The sequence below is a fragment of the Nocardia sp. NPDC056564 genome (assembly GCF_042793755.1).
Classification (GTDB): domain Bacteria; phylum Actinomycetota; class Actinomycetes; order Mycobacteriales; family Mycobacteriaceae; genus Nocardia.
This window is the reverse complement of the sequence record NZ_JBHTUR010000013.1, coordinates 1-15297: the sequence shown is the minus strand read 5'-3', so window position 1 is coordinate 15297 and position 15297 is coordinate 1. Positions and strand designations below refer to the sequence as shown.

The following is a 15297-nucleotide window of genomic DNA, read 5'->3' as shown; positions in this document are numbered from 1 at the left end:
TCGTGAACGCTGTGTGCTCTCGCCAAGGTAGGCAGGTCACAGCGACACAGCTACCATTTCGTCACAAGTGTTCGTGTGTCGAAATGGAGGCCGCCGTGGCCTGTGGAATCTGCGGGAACACCCTCGCGCAGCCCTCGCGCGGCCGCAAACGCCGGTACTGCTCCCGCGCCTGCCAGGCCCGCGCCTACCGCGCCCGCCGCGATGACGTGACCCCGGCACCCCGCACCGCGCGACCGGCGAAACTGACCACGATCGCCATCCTGCGCACCGCCGTCGACCTCGCCGATCGCCACGGCATCGACGCCCTCTCCATGCGCCGCCTGGCCAGCGAACTCGGCGCGGCCACCGCGGGCCTCTACCGGTACTTCCCCGACCGCGAGGCGCTCCTGGACGGCATGGCCGAACTGGTCCTCGCCGAAATCGGGCCGCCCGCAACCGATCTCACCGACTGGCGAGCCAAACTCAGCTACGAGGCGGAGCAGGAATGGCAGCTCTACCAGCGCCACCCGTGGATGCTGCCGATCCTCGCGCGCACCCGCCCGCCGATCGGCCCCGCCCTGCTGGACATCCTCGAACGCTCCTTCACCGCCCTCGACCACCACGGCCTGACCCGCGAGCAGATGCTCGCCATCTACCTGTCCTTCTCCGGTCTGGTCCAGGGCCTCGCCCTGCTGACCGGTTCGGAACGCGCCGACCGGCAGCGCGGCAAGCACCCGGAGCGGCCCGCCGACCTTCCCGAACTGCTCGACCCCGCCGTCCGCCCGGTCATGCACCGCCTCTTCTCCGGCGGCGAGCCGGGCCCCGACCTGGACTTGGACCGAATCCTCGACACCGGACTCGCCTTACTCCTCGACGGAATCGCAATCCGACTGCCCAGTAGCCTGAGCCCATGACCGCTGTTGCAGATCGCTCCCTCGGACCGGAGCTCGCCCGTACGCAGACCATCGCCGCGGATACCGATGTCCTCGTCGTCGGCCTCACCTCGTCCGAGAACGGCCCGGCCATCGTGCCCGAGGACCTGTTCGGCGACGTGCTCCCCGCCGACCTCCGCGCGGAACTGCTGGACCAGCTCGGCGCGGTCGGCGCGAAGGGCAAGGCCGAGGAGCTGACCCGGGTGCCCGCCCCGGCCGGACTGGACGGGGTGACCAGCGTGCTCGCCGTCGGCCTCGGCGCCGCGGAGAAGATCGACGCCGAGCAGATCCGCCGCTCGGCCGGTGTCGCCGCGCGCACGCTGTCCGGCACCGAGCTGGTGGTGACCACGCTGTCCGGCCTCGACATCGGCGCCGCCGCAGAGGGTTTCTACCTCGGCGCCTACACGTTCACGCCGTTCAAGTCGGGCAAATCCGCGCCGAAGCCGGATGAGCGCCCGGTGGCCAGGGTCGAATTCCTGGTCCCCGAACCGGAATTCGGCGAGGAGGCGCTGTTCCGCGCCCAGCTGGTCGCCGAAGCCATCGCCACCGCAAGGGATTTCGTCAACACGCCGCCCAGCCACCTCTACCCCGCCGAATTCGCGTCCCGCGCACAGGAATTGGCGGAGGCGGCCGGCCTGGAGGTCGAGGTACTCGACGAAACCGCCCTGGACGCAGGCGGTTACGGCGGCGTGCTCGGCGTGGGCAAGGGTTCCTCGCGCCCGCCGCGGCTGGTCCGGATCACCTACGCGGGCGGCCCGAAGAAGGTCGCGCTGGTCGGCAAGGGCATCACCTTCGACACCGGCGGCATCTCGATCAAGCCCGCGCAGAACATGGAGAACATGACCTCGGACATGGCCGGCGCCGCCGCGGTCGTGGCCACCGCGCTGCTCGCCGCCCGGCTGAGCCTGCCGGTCACCGTCACCGCGACCGTGCCGATGGCGGAGAACATGCCCTCGGCCACCGCGCAACGCCCCGGCGACGTGCTCACCCAGTACGGCGGCACCACCGTCGAGGTGATCAACACCGACGCCGAGGGCAGGCTGATCCTGGCCGACGCGATCGTGCGGGCGAGCGAGGACGAGCCCGACTACCTGATCGACGTGGCCACCCTGACCGGCGCGCAGATGGTGGCGCTCGGCACCCGCACCCCCGGCATCATGGGTACCGAGGAGTTCCGCGACCGGGTCGCCGAGATCTCCCGGGCGAACGGCGAGAACGGCTGGGCCATGCCGCTGCCCACCGAACTGCGCGCGGACCTGAACTCGAAGATCGCCGACCTGGCCAACGTCGCACCGCACCGCTGGGGCGGCATGCTCTCGGCCGGACTGTTCCTGAAGGAGTTCGTCCCGGAGGGCGTGCAGTGGGCGCACCTGGACGTCGCGGGTCCGGCGTACAACACCGGCGGCCCGTTCGGCTACATCGGCAAGGGCGGCACCGGCGTCCCGGTCCGCACGCTGATCGCGGTCATCGAGGACATCGCCGCGGAGTGAGTTCGATGTGCCGCCCGGAGCGATCCGGGCGGCACATTTCGCACGCCGATTCACCCTTGATTTCCGGTCCGGAAAAACAGGACATCTCCGGCCCGAAATCGGGTCGCCCGACGGTAGCCAGCGGCTATAGCTCGCGCAGATCTTCCTCGAACGCGCGCTGCCGCTCGATCCGTTTGCGCGCATCGTAGTCGCGCATCCGCTGCGGATATCCGGTCTTAGCGACCTCGTAAACGGGAATCCGCAAATCCTTGGCAAGCCGCTGCGCCCCGCGCTCGCCGACGATCCGGCGGGTCCACTCACCGTCGGCCGCGATCAACACGACGGTGACATCCGTCACGGTCGTTTTCGGCTCCAAATAGCCTTCCACGCCGACGTGCGCACGCACCCACTCGGCCAGATATCGGGCATCCTCGCTACCCCCGGAACCCGCACGTAATGCGCTGCCACCCCGGGTCGCGCCGCCTCGGAAACGATCCAGCAAACCCAACGACGCGCACCTCCTTTCACACCCCGATACCTCGAACGCATCGGTACCTCTATCTTGCCAGCACTGTGGAGTTCGCCGCCCTTGTGCTACGCGCCGAGCGGACGAGTGCAAGGATGGATCGCGGTACAAGAACCACACAGATCTCCGGTGCCACGCACAATGATCGGTGGCTTCCGGACTCGCGCCGCAACCCGCGTCGGGGGTCCGCAGAGAGATCAACTGTTGTAGAAACCCGTCGAGCAGTCAGAGGAGTCAGAGGACATGGCCTTCTCCGTCCAGATGCCAGCTCTTGGTGAGAGCGTCACCGAGGGAACGGTCACCCGGTGGCTGAAGCAGGAAGGAGACACGGTCGAGGTCGACGAGCCGCTGCTCGAGGTCTCCACCGACAAGGTCGACACGGAGATCCCGTCCCCGCAGGCGGGCGTGTTGTCGAAGATCGTCGCCCAGGAAGATGATGTGGTCGAGGTCGGTGGTGAGCTCGGCGTGATCAGCGAGGCCGGCGAGGCGCCCGAGCCGAGTTCGGCTCCCGCCCCCGAGGCCGCCGCGCCCGCGCAGGAGGCTCCCGCCGAGGAGGTTCCCGCCGCCGAGCCCGAGCCCGCCGCCGAGGAAGCACCGGCGCCCGCCGCCGAGGCCGCGCCCGCGTCGTCCGGCGACGGCACCCCGGTCAAGATGCCCGAGCTGGGCGAGTCGGTCACCGAGGGCACCGTGACCCGGTGGCTCAAGGCCGTCGGCGACGACGTAGCCGTGGACGAGCCGTTGCTCGAGGTCTCCACCGACAAGGTCGACACCGAAATCCCCTCGCCGGTCGCGGGCAAGCTGCTCGAGATCACCGCGCAGGAAGACGATGTCGTCGCTGTGGGTGGACAGCTCGGCGTGATCGGCAGCGGTTCCCCCGCCAAGGCGGCACCGGCCCCCGCGCCGAAGCCCGAGCCGAAGCCGGAACCCAAGCCCGAGCCGAAGCCCGAGCCCAAGCAGGAAGCGGCCCCCGCGCCGAAGCCGGAGCCCAAGCCCGCTGCGCCGGCCCCCAAGGCACCGGCGCCCGCCGCGGCCAAAGCACCGGCCGAGTCGGACTCCAGCGGCAACGGCGCGACCCCGTACGTCACCCCGCTGGTTCGTAAGCTGGCCGACGAGAACGGTGTCGACCTGTCCGCGCTCACCGGTTCCGGTGTCGGCGGACGCATCCGCAAGCAGGACGTGCTCGCCGCCGCGGAAGCCAAGAAGGCACCGGCTCCGGCCGCCGCCGCACCGGCCGCGGCTCCCGCGGCCAAGGCGCCGGCCGCCCCCGCGGCCGCCAGCGCGAAGCTGGCCCATCTGCGCGGCACCGTGCAGAAGGCGAACCGCATCCGCCAGATCACCGCGACCAAGACCCTGGAATCGCTGCGCACCACCGCGCAGCTGACCCAGGTGCACGAGGCCGACGTCAGCAAGATCGCGGCGCTGCGGGCCCAGGCCAAGGCGGCGTTCAAGGAGCGCGAGGGCGTCAACCTGACGTTCCTGCCGTTCTTCGCCAAGGCCGTCGTCGAGGCGCTCGGCGTGCACCCGAACGTCAATGCCAGCTACAACGACTCGACCAAGGAAGTCACCTACCACGCGGCGGTGCACCTCGGCATCGCCGTCGACACCGAGCAGGGCCTGCTCTCCCCGGTGATCCACAACGCGAGCGACCTGTCGCTGGCCGGCCTGGCCCGCGCCATCGCCGACATCGCCAACCGCGCGCGCAACGGTGGCCTCAAGCCGGACGAGCTGGCCGGTGGCACGTTCACCATCACCAACATCGGCAGCCAGGGCGCCCTGTTCGACACCCCGATCCTGCTTCCGCCGCAGGCGGGCATGCTCGGCACGGGTGCGATCGTCAAGCGCCCGGTGGTGGTCAAGGACGACACCGGCAGCGAGTCCATCGGCGTGCGTTCGATGTGCTACCTGCCGCTGACCTACGACCACCGTCTGATCGACGGCGCGGACGCGGGTCGCTTCCTCACCACGATCCGGCACCGGCTCGAGGAGGCGGCGTTCGAGGCCGACCTCGGTCTCTAGCCGTCGTGTTCGCATGAAGGTCGTGATCGCCGGCTCGTCCGGGCTGATCGGGACAGCGCTCGTCGCGGCCCTGCGCCGCGACGGGCACGAGGTCGCCCGCCTGGTTCGCCGGCGGGCGGCCGGACCGGACGAGTTCACCTGGGATCCGGTCCGGGCGGACGTGGACGAGCGGGCGTTGCGCGGCGCGGACGCCGTGGTCAACCTGTGCGGCGCGAGCATCGGGCGCCGCCGCTGGAACGGCAGTTTCAAGCAGGAACTGCGGGACAGCCGGATCACCCCGACCGACGTGCTGGCCGCGGCGGTCGTCAAGGCGAACGTGCCGACGCTGCTGAACGCCAGCGGCGTGCACTTCTACGGCGGCGACACCGGCGACCGGGTGGTCGACGAAACCTCCCCCGCCGGTTCGGGTTTCCTCGCCACCCTGTGTCGCGACTGGGAGGCCGCCACCCGGCCCGCCGTCGACGCGGGCGTGCGCACGGTGCTGTTGCGCAGCGCCGTCGTCCTGTCCGGCCACGGTGGCCTGCTGAGCATGTTGCACCCGCTGTACTCGCTCGGCCTCGGCGGACGACTCGGCAGCGGGCGGCAGTACACGCCGTGGATCTCCCTGGCCGACGAGATCGGCGCGATCATCTTCGCCCTCGGCACCGACACACTCGCCGGGCCGCTCAACGTCGTCGGCCCGGCACCGGTCACCAACGCCGAATTCAGCCGCGCCCTCGGCCGATCCGTGCACCGGCCGACCCCGCTGGTGGTGCCCGCGTTCGCGCTGCGGGCGCTGATCGGCGAGTTCGCGCAGGAGGCGATCCTGCGCGGCCCCAGAGCAATACCCACGGCCCTCGAGGAGGCGGGCTACGAGTTCCAGCACCCGACCATCGGCGCCGCACTGGCCGCTACGGCGGGCCGACCCGGAGACGATCGATGACCGACCAGCTCGACACCCGCCCCGCCACCCGCATCCGGGACGCGCACCGCGACGACCTGCCCGCGATCCTGACGATCCACAACGCGAACATCGCCACCTCGACCGCGATCTGGGATCTGGAGCAGGTCGGTCTCGACGAGCGGGTCGCCTGGTTCGAGACGCGCACGGCCGCGCAGCTGCCGATCCTGGTCGCCGAGGTCGCCGGCGAGGTCGCCGGCTACGCCAGCTACGGCCCGTGGCGACCGAAGGCGGGTTACCGCTTCACCGTGGAGAATTCGGTGTACGTCGACGAACGGTTCCAGCGCCGCGGCATCGCGACCGCCCTGCTCACCGAGCTGCTCGACCGCGCACGCCGGTCCGGCCACGTGCACGCCGTCATCGCGGGCATCGAATCCGGCAACACCGGCTCGATCCAACTGCACGAACGCTTCGGCTTCCGCGTCATCGGCGAGTTCCCCGAGGTGGGCCACAAGTTCGGCCGCTGGATGGACCTCACCCTCATGCAGCTCACCCTGCCGGTCCACGCGCACTGACCACCCACGCACGCTTCCTGATTTCCCGCACCGAGAATTGCCTGCGATTCCTGGTGCGGGAAATCAGAAGGCGTGCGGCGGCGCGCCCGCCGACCTGTGGCACGGTCCACAGAGCACAGCTGGAATAGAAGTGCCCGTCCGGCGTACCGTCGAGCTCGTGAACGACACGCGCACCACGTGGTCCGCCCGATTCGATACGACCCCGATCGTGGTCGAGGATCTCGGACTCATCGACTACCACAGCGCCTGGGACGTGCAGCGCACCATCGCCGCGGAACGGGCCGAGGGCATCGGAGCCGATCGCCTGCTGCTGCTCGAGCACCCCTCGGTCTACACCGCGGGCCGCCGCACCGAGGCCGAGGATCTGCCCATCGACGGCAGCCCGGTGGTCGAGGTGGATCGCGGCGGCAAGATCACCTGGCACGGCCCCGGCCAGCTGGTCGGCTACCCGATCGTGCGGCTCGCCGAACCGGTCGACGTCGTGCACTACGTGCGCAGGCTCGAGGAAGCCCTGATCACGGTCTGCACCGACCTCGGCCTGACCTGCGGCCGGATCGAGGGCCGCTCCGGGGTCTGGCTGCCCGCGACCGACGTGTTCGCCGAACGCAAGATCGCCGCGATCGGCGTGCGCGTGCAGCGCGGCGTCGCCCTGCACGGCATCTCGCTCAACTGCAATTCGGCCATGGACGGCTTCCAGGCGATCGTCCCGTGCGGTATCCGCGACGCCGGCGTCACCACGCTGTCGCGCGAGCTGGGCCGCGAGGTAACCGTCGGCGAAGTGAAGCCGCTCGTCGCCGACGCCATCGCCAGGGCGCTCAACGGCGAACTGCCGGTAACCGCGCACGATATTGCGCGCGTCACACCGGCAGGACGGGACGCGAGCGCCTGATCCGGTAGGCGTAATGTCGATCAAGTGACCTCAGCTTCAGCACCGGCAGGACGCAAACTGCTACGCATCGAGGCGCGCAACGCGGAGACCCCGATCGAGCGCAAACCTCAATGGATCCGTACCAAGGCCAAGATGGGCCCGGAGTATTCCGAGCTCAAGGGCCTGGTCAAACGCGAGGGCCTGCACACGGTGTGCGAGGAAGCGGGCTGTCCCAACATCTTCGAATGCTGGGAAGACCGGGAGGCCACCTTCCTGATCGGCGGCGAGCAGTGCACCCGCCGCTGCGACTTCTGCCAGATCGACACCGGCAAACCCGCCGCACTCGATCGGGACGAGCCGCGCCGGGTCGCCGAGAGCGTGCAGGCGATGGGCCTGCGCTACTCGACCATCACCGGCGTCGCCCGCGACGATCTGGCGGACGGCGGCGCCTGGCTCTACGCCGAAACCGTGCGCGCCATCAAGCAACTCAACCCGAGCACCGGCGTCGAGCTGCTGATCCCGGATTTCAACGCCGTCCCCGAGCAGCTGGCCGAGGTCTTCTCCTCGCGTCCGGAGGTGCTGGCGCACAACCTGGAGACGGTGCCGCGCATCTTCAAGCGCATCCGCCCCGCCTTCCGCTATGAGCGCTCCCTCTCGGTGCTCACCGCGGCGCGCGAGGCCGGCCTGGTCACCAAGTCCAACCTGATCCTCGGCATGGGCGAGACCCCGGAAGAGGTCACCCAGGCGATGCGCGACCTGCACGAGGCGGGCTGCGACATCCTCACCATCACCCAGTACCTGCGCCCCTCCCCCCGGCACCACCCGGTCGACCGCTGGGTCAAGCCGCAGGAGTTCGTCGACCACTCGAAGATGGCCGAGGAGATCGGTTTCGCCGGCGTGATGGCCGGCCCCCTGGTCCGCTCCTCCTACCGCGCCGGTCGCCTGTACAGCCAGGCCATGGCCCACCACGGCCGCGAAATCGCCCCCGCCATGGCCCATCTCGCCGAGGGCGGCGCCGCCTCCCAGGAAGCCTCGTCCGTTCTGGCGCGCTTCGGCAACTGAGCACGGTGCGTGCGCCGGATCTGCCCTCGGGTGATCCGGCGCACGCCACCATCGGCCCCGGCCCGGGTCGGCGAATCCGCACCCGATCCGGTCGCACCGTTACTCCCGCTTGTTCAGCGAGACCGAATCCTCCGGTGCGGCAACGGCGGTCCGTTTCCACAGGATCAGCGCGCCGATGGCGGAGCCGACCATGGCGAAGCCGACGACCCACAGGCCCGCGCGCTGGGTTCCGGTCCAATCCTTCAGCCCGCCGGTGATATACGGCGCGGCGAAACCGCTGATGTTGCCGATCGAGTTGATCAGGGCGATGCCGCCCGCGGCGGCGGCGCCGGTGAGGAAGGCGCTGGGCAGCGCCCAGAAGGTGGGCAGGGCGGCGAGAACGCCGACGGCACAGACGGTTACGGCGGTCATGGCGGCGATCGGATTGCCGAGGTAGAGGGCGACCGGGATGGCCAGGCCGCCGAGCAGCGCGGGCAGCGCTACGTGCCAGGGGCGTTCACCGGTGCGGTCGCCGTGCCTGCTCCACCAGACCATCACGACCGCGCCGATGACGTATGGCACCGCGTTGATCAGGCCGCGCTGCACCACCGAATAGTGCGTCCCGTACTGCTGTTGGAAGCCGTTGATGATCGTCGGCAGGAAGAAGCCCAAAGCGTAGAGCCCGTACACGATTCCGCCGTAGACCAGGGCCAGCCCGATGATCCGGGTATCGGTGAGCGCCTTGCGCAGCGTCCAGTGCTCCCCCTGCTCCGCCGCGGCCTGCTCGGCGGCGAGTTCGGTATTGAGCCACTGTCGTTCGGCGCTGGTCAGCCACTTCGCCTGGGCGGGACTGTCGGTGAGGAAGAACCAGGTCACCACCGCGAGCAGCAGCGCGGGCACGCCCTCGACGAGGAACATGAATCGCCAGCCGCTGAGCCCGAATACACCGTGCCCGTACTGAATGATCAAGCTGGACATGGTCGAACCGAGCGCGGTGGAGATCGGCACCGCGACCATGAACAGCGCGACGAACTTGGCCCGCTGCTTCTGCGGGAACCAGTACGTGAGATACAGCAGGATGCCGGGGAAGAACCCCGCCTCCGCCACACCGAGCGCGAATCGCAGGATGTACAGGACGGTTTCGTTGGGCACGAACGCCATGGCGGTCGCGATCACGCCCCAGCTCGCCAGGATCCTGGCGATCCAGCGCCGCGCCCCGAACTTGTGCAACGCCAGATTGCTCGGCACCTCGAGCACCAGATAGCCAAGGAAGAAGATCCCCGAGGCGAACCCGAACGCCGTCTCGGTGAGCCCTAAGTCGGCCTTCATCCCGCTGGGCCCGGCGAACCCGATGTTGACCCGGTCGAGGTAATTGACGAAATAGAGCAGCCCGAGAAACGGCACCAGGCGAAGCGTGACTTTGCGCAGCGTCGCGCGCGGCACGTCCTGTGTGACAACCATGCCGCACTCTCACCCCGCGAGCACCCGCCGGTCAAGCCCCCAACCGGGGGTCGGCATGTCTCGAACCAGCCGGCCCGCCTCCACGCGGTCGAGTCCCGGTGCCGCCCAGACGCACGTAAGTCATAGCCGGACTGCAAGATTCGGACTCCCACCGCCCTCGGATCGGGCCGTCTACGCTGTGCGCATGGCGAAGATCAACGAACGGCTCACCGACATCCCCGGCGTCGCTCCCGGCTTCGGTTACGCCCATGCGATCACCACCTCCAACGGCCTCGCCTACGTGTCCGGCCAGATCGCGGTGGACGCCGACGGCAACCTGGTCGGCGGGAACGACATGGCCGCGCAGACCAGGCAGGCGCTGACCAACCTGCAGCACATCCTGCACGCCCTCGGCACCGACTGGACCGGCCTGATCAAGTTCACCTGGTTCGTCACCGACACCGACAGGCTGCAAGAAATCCGGGACGTCCGCGACGAGTTCCTCCGCCCCGCCCTCGGCGACCTGCCCAACCCGGCCAGCTCGCTCATCCAGGTGGCCGGCCTGTTCCGCCCGGAGTTCCTGGTCGAGGTGGAGGCCGTGGTCGCGGTCGGCTGAGCCCGCCTCGCACTCCGGCGCCGCCCGTCCGACCAGGTACGGACCGGGCAGTCCGTCATATCGGATCTCCCGATCCGGGCACGCGCGGCGACCGCCGGTGGGAAGCTCGAAGGACCGCAGGTGTCGGGGCGCGAGGAAGCGAGACGCACAGTGGAGAAGACGAGTGGGACCGTAGGGGGCAACGGCAGAGTGTTTGCGGCCGAGCGGCCGGAACAGATTCGAAATGTGGTGCTGGTCGGGCACAGTGGGTCGGGGAAGACGACACTGGTCGAGGCGATGGCGCTGACCACGGGGACGGTGAATCGGGCGGGGCGGGTCGAGGACGGAACCTCACTCTCGGACTACGACGAGATCGAACATCGGCAGCACAGATCCGTGCAGTTGTCCGTGGTTCCCCTGGCCTGGTCGGGGATGAAGATCAATCTGCTGGACACACCCGGTTACGCGGACTTCGTCGGCGAACTGCGGGCCGGCCTGCGGGCGGCGGACGCGGCGCTGTTCGTCATCTCGGCGGCCGAGGGCGCGGAGGGCGTCAGCGGCGCGACCAGGGCGCTGTGGGAGGAGTGCGCGGCGGTCGGCATGCCGCGGGCGATCGTGCTCTCGCACCTGGACACCGCGCGGGCCGACTTCGAGGAGATGACCGAGACCTGCCGCACCGTGCTCGGCGGCGGCGCGTCGGAAAACATTCTGCCGCTGCATCTTCCGGTGTACGGGCCGAAGAGTGCGGACGGCCATCGCCCGGTCACCGGGCTGATCGAGCTGCTGCCGAACTGCGTGGTCGACTACTCCTCCGGGGAGCGGGTGGAGACTGCGCCGACCGCCGAGCAGCAACCGATGCTGGACGACGCGCGCAACCGGCTCATCGAGGGCATCATCGCCGAATCCGAAGACGAAACCCTGATGGAACGTTATCTGGGCGGCGAGGAGATCGACCTCGCCACCCTCGTCACCGACCTCGAACGGGCCGTGGCCAGGGGTAGTTTTCATCCGGTGCTGTTCGGCGCGCCCGCGCCGGAGGGCGCGAAGCAGGGCTTGGGCACCGTCGAGTTGCTCGATCTGATCACCGGCGGCTTCCCGACACCGTCGGAACACATCGTCTCCGCCGTCACCGCGGCGGGCGGCAACACCCGGCGCGATCTCGACTGCGATCCGGAGGGTGCGCTCGCCGCGGAGGTGATCCGCACCGCGTCCGATCCGTACGTCGGCCGGGTGTCGCTGGTCCGGGTGTTCTCCGGCACGCTGCGCCCCGACGACACCGTGCACGTCTGCGGACACGGCCTGGAGGAACGCGGCCACGAGAGTCACGATGTGGACGAGCGCGTCGGCGCGGTCTCCTCGCCGTTCGGCAAGGGGCAGCGCCCGCTCGGCCAGGCCATCGCCGGCGACATCGCCTACGTCACCAAGCTCAGTCGCGCGGAGACCGGCGACACCCTCTCCGGCACCGACAAGCCGCTGCTGATCGAGCCGTGGCAGATGCCGGATCCGTTGCTGCCCATCGCGATCACCGCGCACAGCAAGGCCGACGAGGACAAGCTCTCGCAGAGCCTGGCCCGGCTGGCGGCCGAGGATCCGGCCGTGCGGCTCGAGCACAACGCGCACACCCATCAGCTGGTGCTCTGGTGTCTCGGGGAGGCGCATCGCGATGTCGCGCTGGAACGGTTGCGGACCCGGTTCGGCGTGCAGGTGGACGTGGTCGAGCATCAGGTCGCGTTGCGCGAAACGTTCGCGGGCAAGGCGAACGGTCGCGGCAGGCATGTGAAGCAGTCCGGCGGGCACGGGCAGTACGCGGTGTGCGAGATCGAGGTCGAGCCGTTGCCCGGCGGGTCCGGGATCGAGTTCGTGGACCGGGTGGTCGGCGGAGTCGTTCCGCGCCAGTTCATTCCGTCGGTGGAGAAGGGGGTGCGCGCGCAGGCGACGCGCGGGGTCGCCGCCGGGTACCCGCTGGTGGACGTGCGGGTGACGCTGTTCGACGGCAAGGCGCATTCGGTCGACTCCTCCGATGCCGCGTTCCAGACCGCGGGTGCGCTCGCGTTGCGGGAAGCGGCGGCCAGCGCCGGTGTTTCGTTGCTGGAGCCGATCGCCGAGGTGTGGGTGGTGGTGTCCGACGACTACGTCGGACCGGTGCTGAGCGATCTCTCCAGTCGTCGCGGGCGCGTTCTCGGCACCGAGCCGCACGGGGTCGGGCGCACCCGAATCCACGCCGAGGTACCGGAACTCGAACTCAGCCGGTACGCCATCGATCTGCGTTCGCTCTCGCACGGGACCGGCGATTTCACCCGCGCCTACACCCGGCACGAATCGATGCCGGACCAGCTGGCCGCGGCACTGCGGGCGAAAAAGTAGTCCCGGCAACGACATCGGGCCCATCCACGGGTAACTGGATGGGCCCGAACATCTTTCATTCTAGGTGACCAGGTTCTTCCGCAGCTTCAGGATGGTGCCCGCGTCCAGGCCGAGGCCCTTGGTCAGGAATTTGCCGAGGTCGCCGTAGTCCTGTTCCATCTTGTTCACCGCGGCGTCCAGGTACTCGGGCCGGACCTCCTGCAACGGGATCAGCAGATCCGGGTTCTGCATCAGGCCCGCCTGCTTCACCTGCTGGCGCAGCGCGGCGTCCGCGGCGGCACGGTACTGGTTGGACAGCAGATAGTCCTGCCGCGCAGTGCCTTCCGGCACGCCGACCGCGCGCAGCAGCACGTAGGTCAGCCAGCCGGTGCGGTCCTTGCCCGCGGTGCAGTGGTACAGCGTCGCCTTGTCGGTGTTCGCGAGATCCTTCAGCGTCTGCCCGAACGCGGTGCGCGACTCCGGGCGGCCGATGAACGTCGTGTACATGTTCAGCATGATCTGCTCGGCCTTGCCGTTGCCGAGCGCCGCCTCCTGCTTCTGCGGATCGCGGGTCTGGATCACCGCCAGCATCTGCTGGAACAGTCCCGTGTCGTCGATCGGCCGCGACACCGCCTGCGCCCCCGGGATCGGCTTGTCCGCGCCGGCGAACTGCACCTCCCCCGGCGTGCGCAGATCGATCACGGTCTGCACCTTCAGCCCCGCGAGCTTCTGCACGTCCGCGTCGGTCAGTTTCTCCAGCGAGTCCGACCGAATCGCCTTGCCCGGCTTCGTCTTTTCTCCGTCATAGGTCCGGTACCCGCCGATATCCCTGGTGTTCACCGCACCTTGCAGATCGATCTTCCCGCTCGCCACCGCCAACTCGGCCTCCGGCTGCGCCGTCGCGAGTGGTGGAGCGGCGGCCATCGTCACGGCGAATATCGCCAAAGCCGCAGTTATCAATGAAATTAACGAACTCTTCATGACGCCGGACACTAGAACCCGTTCCAGTCAGGTATGGGCGTTCTCCCCCATCCCGCCGCATCCGCCCCGCTGACCGAACCATACCCGGCAGTCAACGAGATTCCCCCTGGACACCGAGCCCAATCCACGTACTCTGCGCGACCGAAACGGGCAACGGCCCACCCGCGGGTGCGGGTGGGCCGTTGCCGAACGACTCGGTGTACGAACGACTTACACGTCGTAGTACAGCTCGGACTTCTACCTGGCCATTTGCCAGCGTTGACAGCGTTGGCGCGCCCGTCTGACCTGCGGAATCAGTGTTGATTCTGTTGGATAGAAGATGGTCGGGATCGAGGCTGCTGCGTACTCTCTGCGTACTCGTCCTGGCTACGGCCGGCGCGCAAGCCGCCGTTCGATCGGCTCAGAGTGCGGCTCGATCATCCGCCTTGCACCATCGTCAACCTCGCTCGATAGAACAGCGTCAAGCATGTCCGCAAAGGTGCTATCGCGGGATAGGCCGAGAAGTTCAAATCCCCAGCGCTGCTGTTTATCGAGGCCAGACGCGCCGATCGGCACCGACCAAATCGCGCCATCACCTTCGTGCTGGCACAGGACAGCGCATCCGTTGGGACCAAGCTGGTCAACAACCCAGCCAAGAGTGTCAGTCCGGAGGACGACTAGCAGAAGGCGCTCGCCAGTGACCGATTGAGGCTGGCGCTCTTTCTCATCCTGGTCGTATCCATCATGGACGGCAGCATGCAGACGACCAGCAGTCTGATACCGCTCGTCGACCGAATCATCATCACCTGACACAGACAATCTGACCAAGTACTCGTCGCCTGACGGGTCAACGAGCCAGTGTTGCTCGTGAGCGAAGATCTCATCAAAGCGCTGATCAGGATCTTTGGCGAACTGGATGATTTCAGTAGTGTCCTTAACCAGCTCCTGGATGGTGCTTCGTCCACCGATCAGCTCGGGGATCTGCGGCGACTCGATAGTCCAGCCGTACCCTTCGCCTGCTTCGGTGTAGATGATGTGCAAGTCAGTCGACACCGAGCACCTCCTTAGCTTCCTCCACGGTCAGCCCAGCCTGCTTCACGAGGATGTCTCGAACCACACGCGCCGGGATCTCGACCTTGTTATGGAAGGCCCATCGAATCCGCGGGCGACCGTCTGCCTCCAACCAAGTATGACTGCCTGGCCCACTTCGCGGTACAGCGCGATACCCGAGCTTCGCCTTGAGTATCTGAAGCATCTTCTTAGCCTTGTGCGAAGGCCAATCCTCTTTGCCCACCTACCCGCTCTCGTCAGCCAATACCTGACAGCACCACCCACTGAAGCCCGCAACCTTGGAGGGTGCACTCTAGCAACGATGCAGGTCTTTCCGCATACGTTCAGACTTTCCCGGGCGCCCCCGTCCTTGCCTCGTCCCTTAAGAGCGAATCCATGTCGTTACCGATCACCCTTTAAGCAACAACTCGCAAACACCACCCGCCGGCCGCCGACGTCCAATCTCCAGCACCAACCCATGCGCCACACAACCCCACACCCAAAACCCATCACAACATCTCTTCACTCATACCTTTTTGTCCCTCCGACCAGTACCCCAACTCTCAACTGTCTTGCCCGGTTTCCGAGCCACACTAAATGCGCCCGCAGGGTGTGTTTAGTGT

General features: G+C 68.2%; 14 protein-coding genes. 9 read left to right on the top strand and 5 right to left on the bottom strand.

The window, feature by feature from the left end; translation table 11 throughout:
* Positions 1 to 83: 83 nt before the first annotated feature.
* Both ACFQ9K_RS28335 and ACFQ9K_RS28330 read left to right on the top strand, forming a co-directional pair.
* The gene (locus tag ACFQ9K_RS28335; RefSeq protein WP_378723745.1) at positions 84 to 893 is read left to right on the top strand and encodes a TetR family transcriptional regulator; all 810 of its coding nucleotides are present in this window, start codon (positions 84 to 86) and stop codon (positions 891 to 893) included.
* Positions 890 to 2401: a leucyl aminopeptidase gene (locus ACFQ9K_RS28330; protein ID WP_378723748.1), complete on the top strand. Its 1512-nt coding sequence runs from the start codon at positions 890 to 892 to the stop codon at positions 2399 to 2401. The genes ACFQ9K_RS28335 and ACFQ9K_RS28330 overlap by 4 nt, the downstream gene beginning before the upstream one ends.
* Positions 2402 to 2525: 124 nt before the next feature.
* Here ACFQ9K_RS28330 and ACFQ9K_RS28325 read toward each other — a convergent pair whose 3' ends face one another.
* A complete protein-coding gene (locus tag ACFQ9K_RS28325; protein ID WP_378723750.1) occupies positions 2526 to 2888 on the bottom strand; it encodes an oxidoreductase in 363 nt (120 codons plus the stop codon).
* A gap of 261 nt (positions 2889 to 3149) precedes the next feature.
* On the opposite strand from ACFQ9K_RS28325, the gene sucB reads away from it, so the two are divergent.
* The 5 genes from sucB (at position 3150) to lipA (ending at position 8307) form a co-directional block, all read left to right on the top strand.
* Positions 3150 to 4922: a 2-oxoglutarate dehydrogenase, E2 component, dihydrolipoamide succinyltransferase gene (gene sucB, locus ACFQ9K_RS28320; RefSeq protein ID WP_378983817.1), complete on the top strand. Its 1773-nt coding sequence runs from the start codon at positions 3150 to 3152 to the stop codon at positions 4920 to 4922.
* A 13-nt stretch (positions 4923 to 4935) separates the two neighbouring features.
* Positions 4936 to 5844 carry a TIGR01777 family oxidoreductase gene (locus tag ACFQ9K_RS28315; RefSeq protein WP_378725901.1) on the top strand — a complete coding sequence of 303 codons (909 nt, stop codon included), beginning with the start codon at positions 4936 to 4938 and terminating at the stop codon, positions 5842 to 5844.
* On the top strand, positions 5841 to 6377 hold the full coding sequence (locus ACFQ9K_RS28310) for a GNAT family N-acetyltransferase (protein WP_378725903.1): 537 nt from the start codon (positions 5841 to 5843) through the stop codon (positions 6375 to 6377). The genes ACFQ9K_RS28315 and ACFQ9K_RS28310 overlap by 4 nt, the downstream gene beginning before the upstream one ends.
* A gap of 157 nt (positions 6378 to 6534) precedes the next feature.
* Positions 6535 to 7266, top strand: a complete 732-nt coding sequence (gene lipB, locus ACFQ9K_RS28305) for a lipoyl(octanoyl) transferase LipB (RefSeq protein WP_378725905.1) — start codon at positions 6535 to 6537, stop codon at positions 7264 to 7266.
* 24 nt (positions 7267 to 7290) lie between these two features.
* A complete protein-coding gene (gene lipA / locus ACFQ9K_RS28300) occupies positions 7291 to 8307 on the top strand; it encodes a lipoyl synthase (RefSeq protein WP_378725907.1) in 1017 nt (338 codons plus the stop codon).
* Between the two features lie 99 nt (positions 8308 to 8406).
* Here the strand turns inward: lipA and ACFQ9K_RS28295 are convergent, their stop codons facing one another.
* Positions 8407 to 9747: an MFS transporter gene (locus tag ACFQ9K_RS28295; protein ID WP_378725910.1), complete on the bottom strand. Its 1341-nt coding sequence runs from the start codon at positions 9745 to 9747 to the stop codon at positions 8407 to 8409.
* A gap of 184 nt (positions 9748 to 9931) precedes the next feature.
* Between ACFQ9K_RS28295 and ACFQ9K_RS28290 the strand changes: the two genes are divergently transcribed.
* Together ACFQ9K_RS28290 and ACFQ9K_RS28285 are read left to right on the top strand one after the other, a co-directional pair.
* Positions 9932 to 10342, top strand: a complete 411-nt coding sequence (locus tag ACFQ9K_RS28290; protein ID WP_378725912.1) for a RidA family protein — start codon at positions 9932 to 9934, stop codon at positions 10340 to 10342.
* Between the two features lie 150 nt (positions 10343 to 10492).
* On the top strand, positions 10493 to 12685 hold the full coding sequence (locus ACFQ9K_RS28285) for an elongation factor G-like protein EF-G2 (protein WP_378725914.1): 2193 nt from the start codon (positions 10493 to 10495) through the stop codon (positions 12683 to 12685).
* A gap of 60 nt (positions 12686 to 12745) precedes the next feature.
* On the opposite strand, the gene ACFQ9K_RS28280 is transcribed toward ACFQ9K_RS28285, so the two are convergent.
* The 3 genes from ACFQ9K_RS28280 to ACFQ9K_RS28270 all read right to left on the bottom strand — a co-directional run bounded on the left by ACFQ9K_RS28280 (position 12746) and on the right by ACFQ9K_RS28270 (position 14879).
* Complete coding sequence (locus ACFQ9K_RS28280; RefSeq protein WP_378725916.1) at positions 12746 to 13609, bottom strand: tyrosine-protein phosphatase; 864 nt, start codon at positions 13607 to 13609, stop codon at positions 12746 to 12748.
* A gap of 402 nt (positions 13610 to 14011) precedes the next feature.
* Positions 14012 to 14677 (bottom strand): hypothetical protein, encoded by a 666-nt coding sequence (locus ACFQ9K_RS28275; protein ID WP_378727258.1) that lies wholly within the window; start codon positions 14675 to 14677, stop codon positions 14012 to 14014.
* Positions 14667 to 14879: a type II toxin-antitoxin system HicA family toxin gene (locus ACFQ9K_RS28270; RefSeq protein ID WP_378727260.1), complete on the bottom strand. Its 213-nt coding sequence runs from the start codon at positions 14877 to 14879 to the stop codon at positions 14667 to 14669. Before ACFQ9K_RS28270 ends, ACFQ9K_RS28275 begins: the two co-directional genes overlap by 11 nt.
* Positions 14880 to 15297 lie beyond the last annotated feature (418 nt).

Excerpts from the sequence above, each read along its gene's own strand:
- sucB (WP_378983817.1), top strand. The coding sequence starts at position 3,150 with ATGGCCTTCTCCGTCCAGATGCCAGCTCTTGGTGAGAGCGTCACCGAG.
- ACFQ9K_RS28315 (WP_378725901.1), top strand. The coding sequence starts at position 4,936 with ATGAAGGTCGTGATCGCCGGCTCGTCCGGGCTGATCGGGACAGCGCTC.
- ACFQ9K_RS28290 (WP_378725912.1), top strand. The coding sequence starts at position 9,932 with ATGGCGAAGATCAACGAACGGCTCACCGACATCCCCGGCGTCGCTCCC.
- ACFQ9K_RS28330 (WP_378723748.1), top strand. The coding sequence starts at position 890 with ATGACCGCTGTTGCAGATCGCTCCCTCGGACCGGAGCTCGCCCGTACG.
- ACFQ9K_RS28295 (WP_378725910.1), bottom strand. The coding sequence starts at position 9,747 with ATGGTTGTCACACAGGACGTGCCGCGCGCGACGCTGCGCAAAGTCACG.
- ACFQ9K_RS28270 (WP_378727260.1), bottom strand. The coding sequence starts at position 14,879 with ATGCTTCAGATACTCAAGGCGAAGCTCGGGTATCGCGCTGTACCGCGA.
- ACFQ9K_RS28335 (WP_378723745.1), top strand. The coding sequence starts at position 84 with ATGGAGGCCGCCGTGGCCTGTGGAATCTGCGGGAACACCCTCGCGCAG.
- ACFQ9K_RS28310 (WP_378725903.1), top strand. The coding sequence starts at position 5,841 with ATGACCGACCAGCTCGACACCCGCCCCGCCACCCGCATCCGGGACGCG.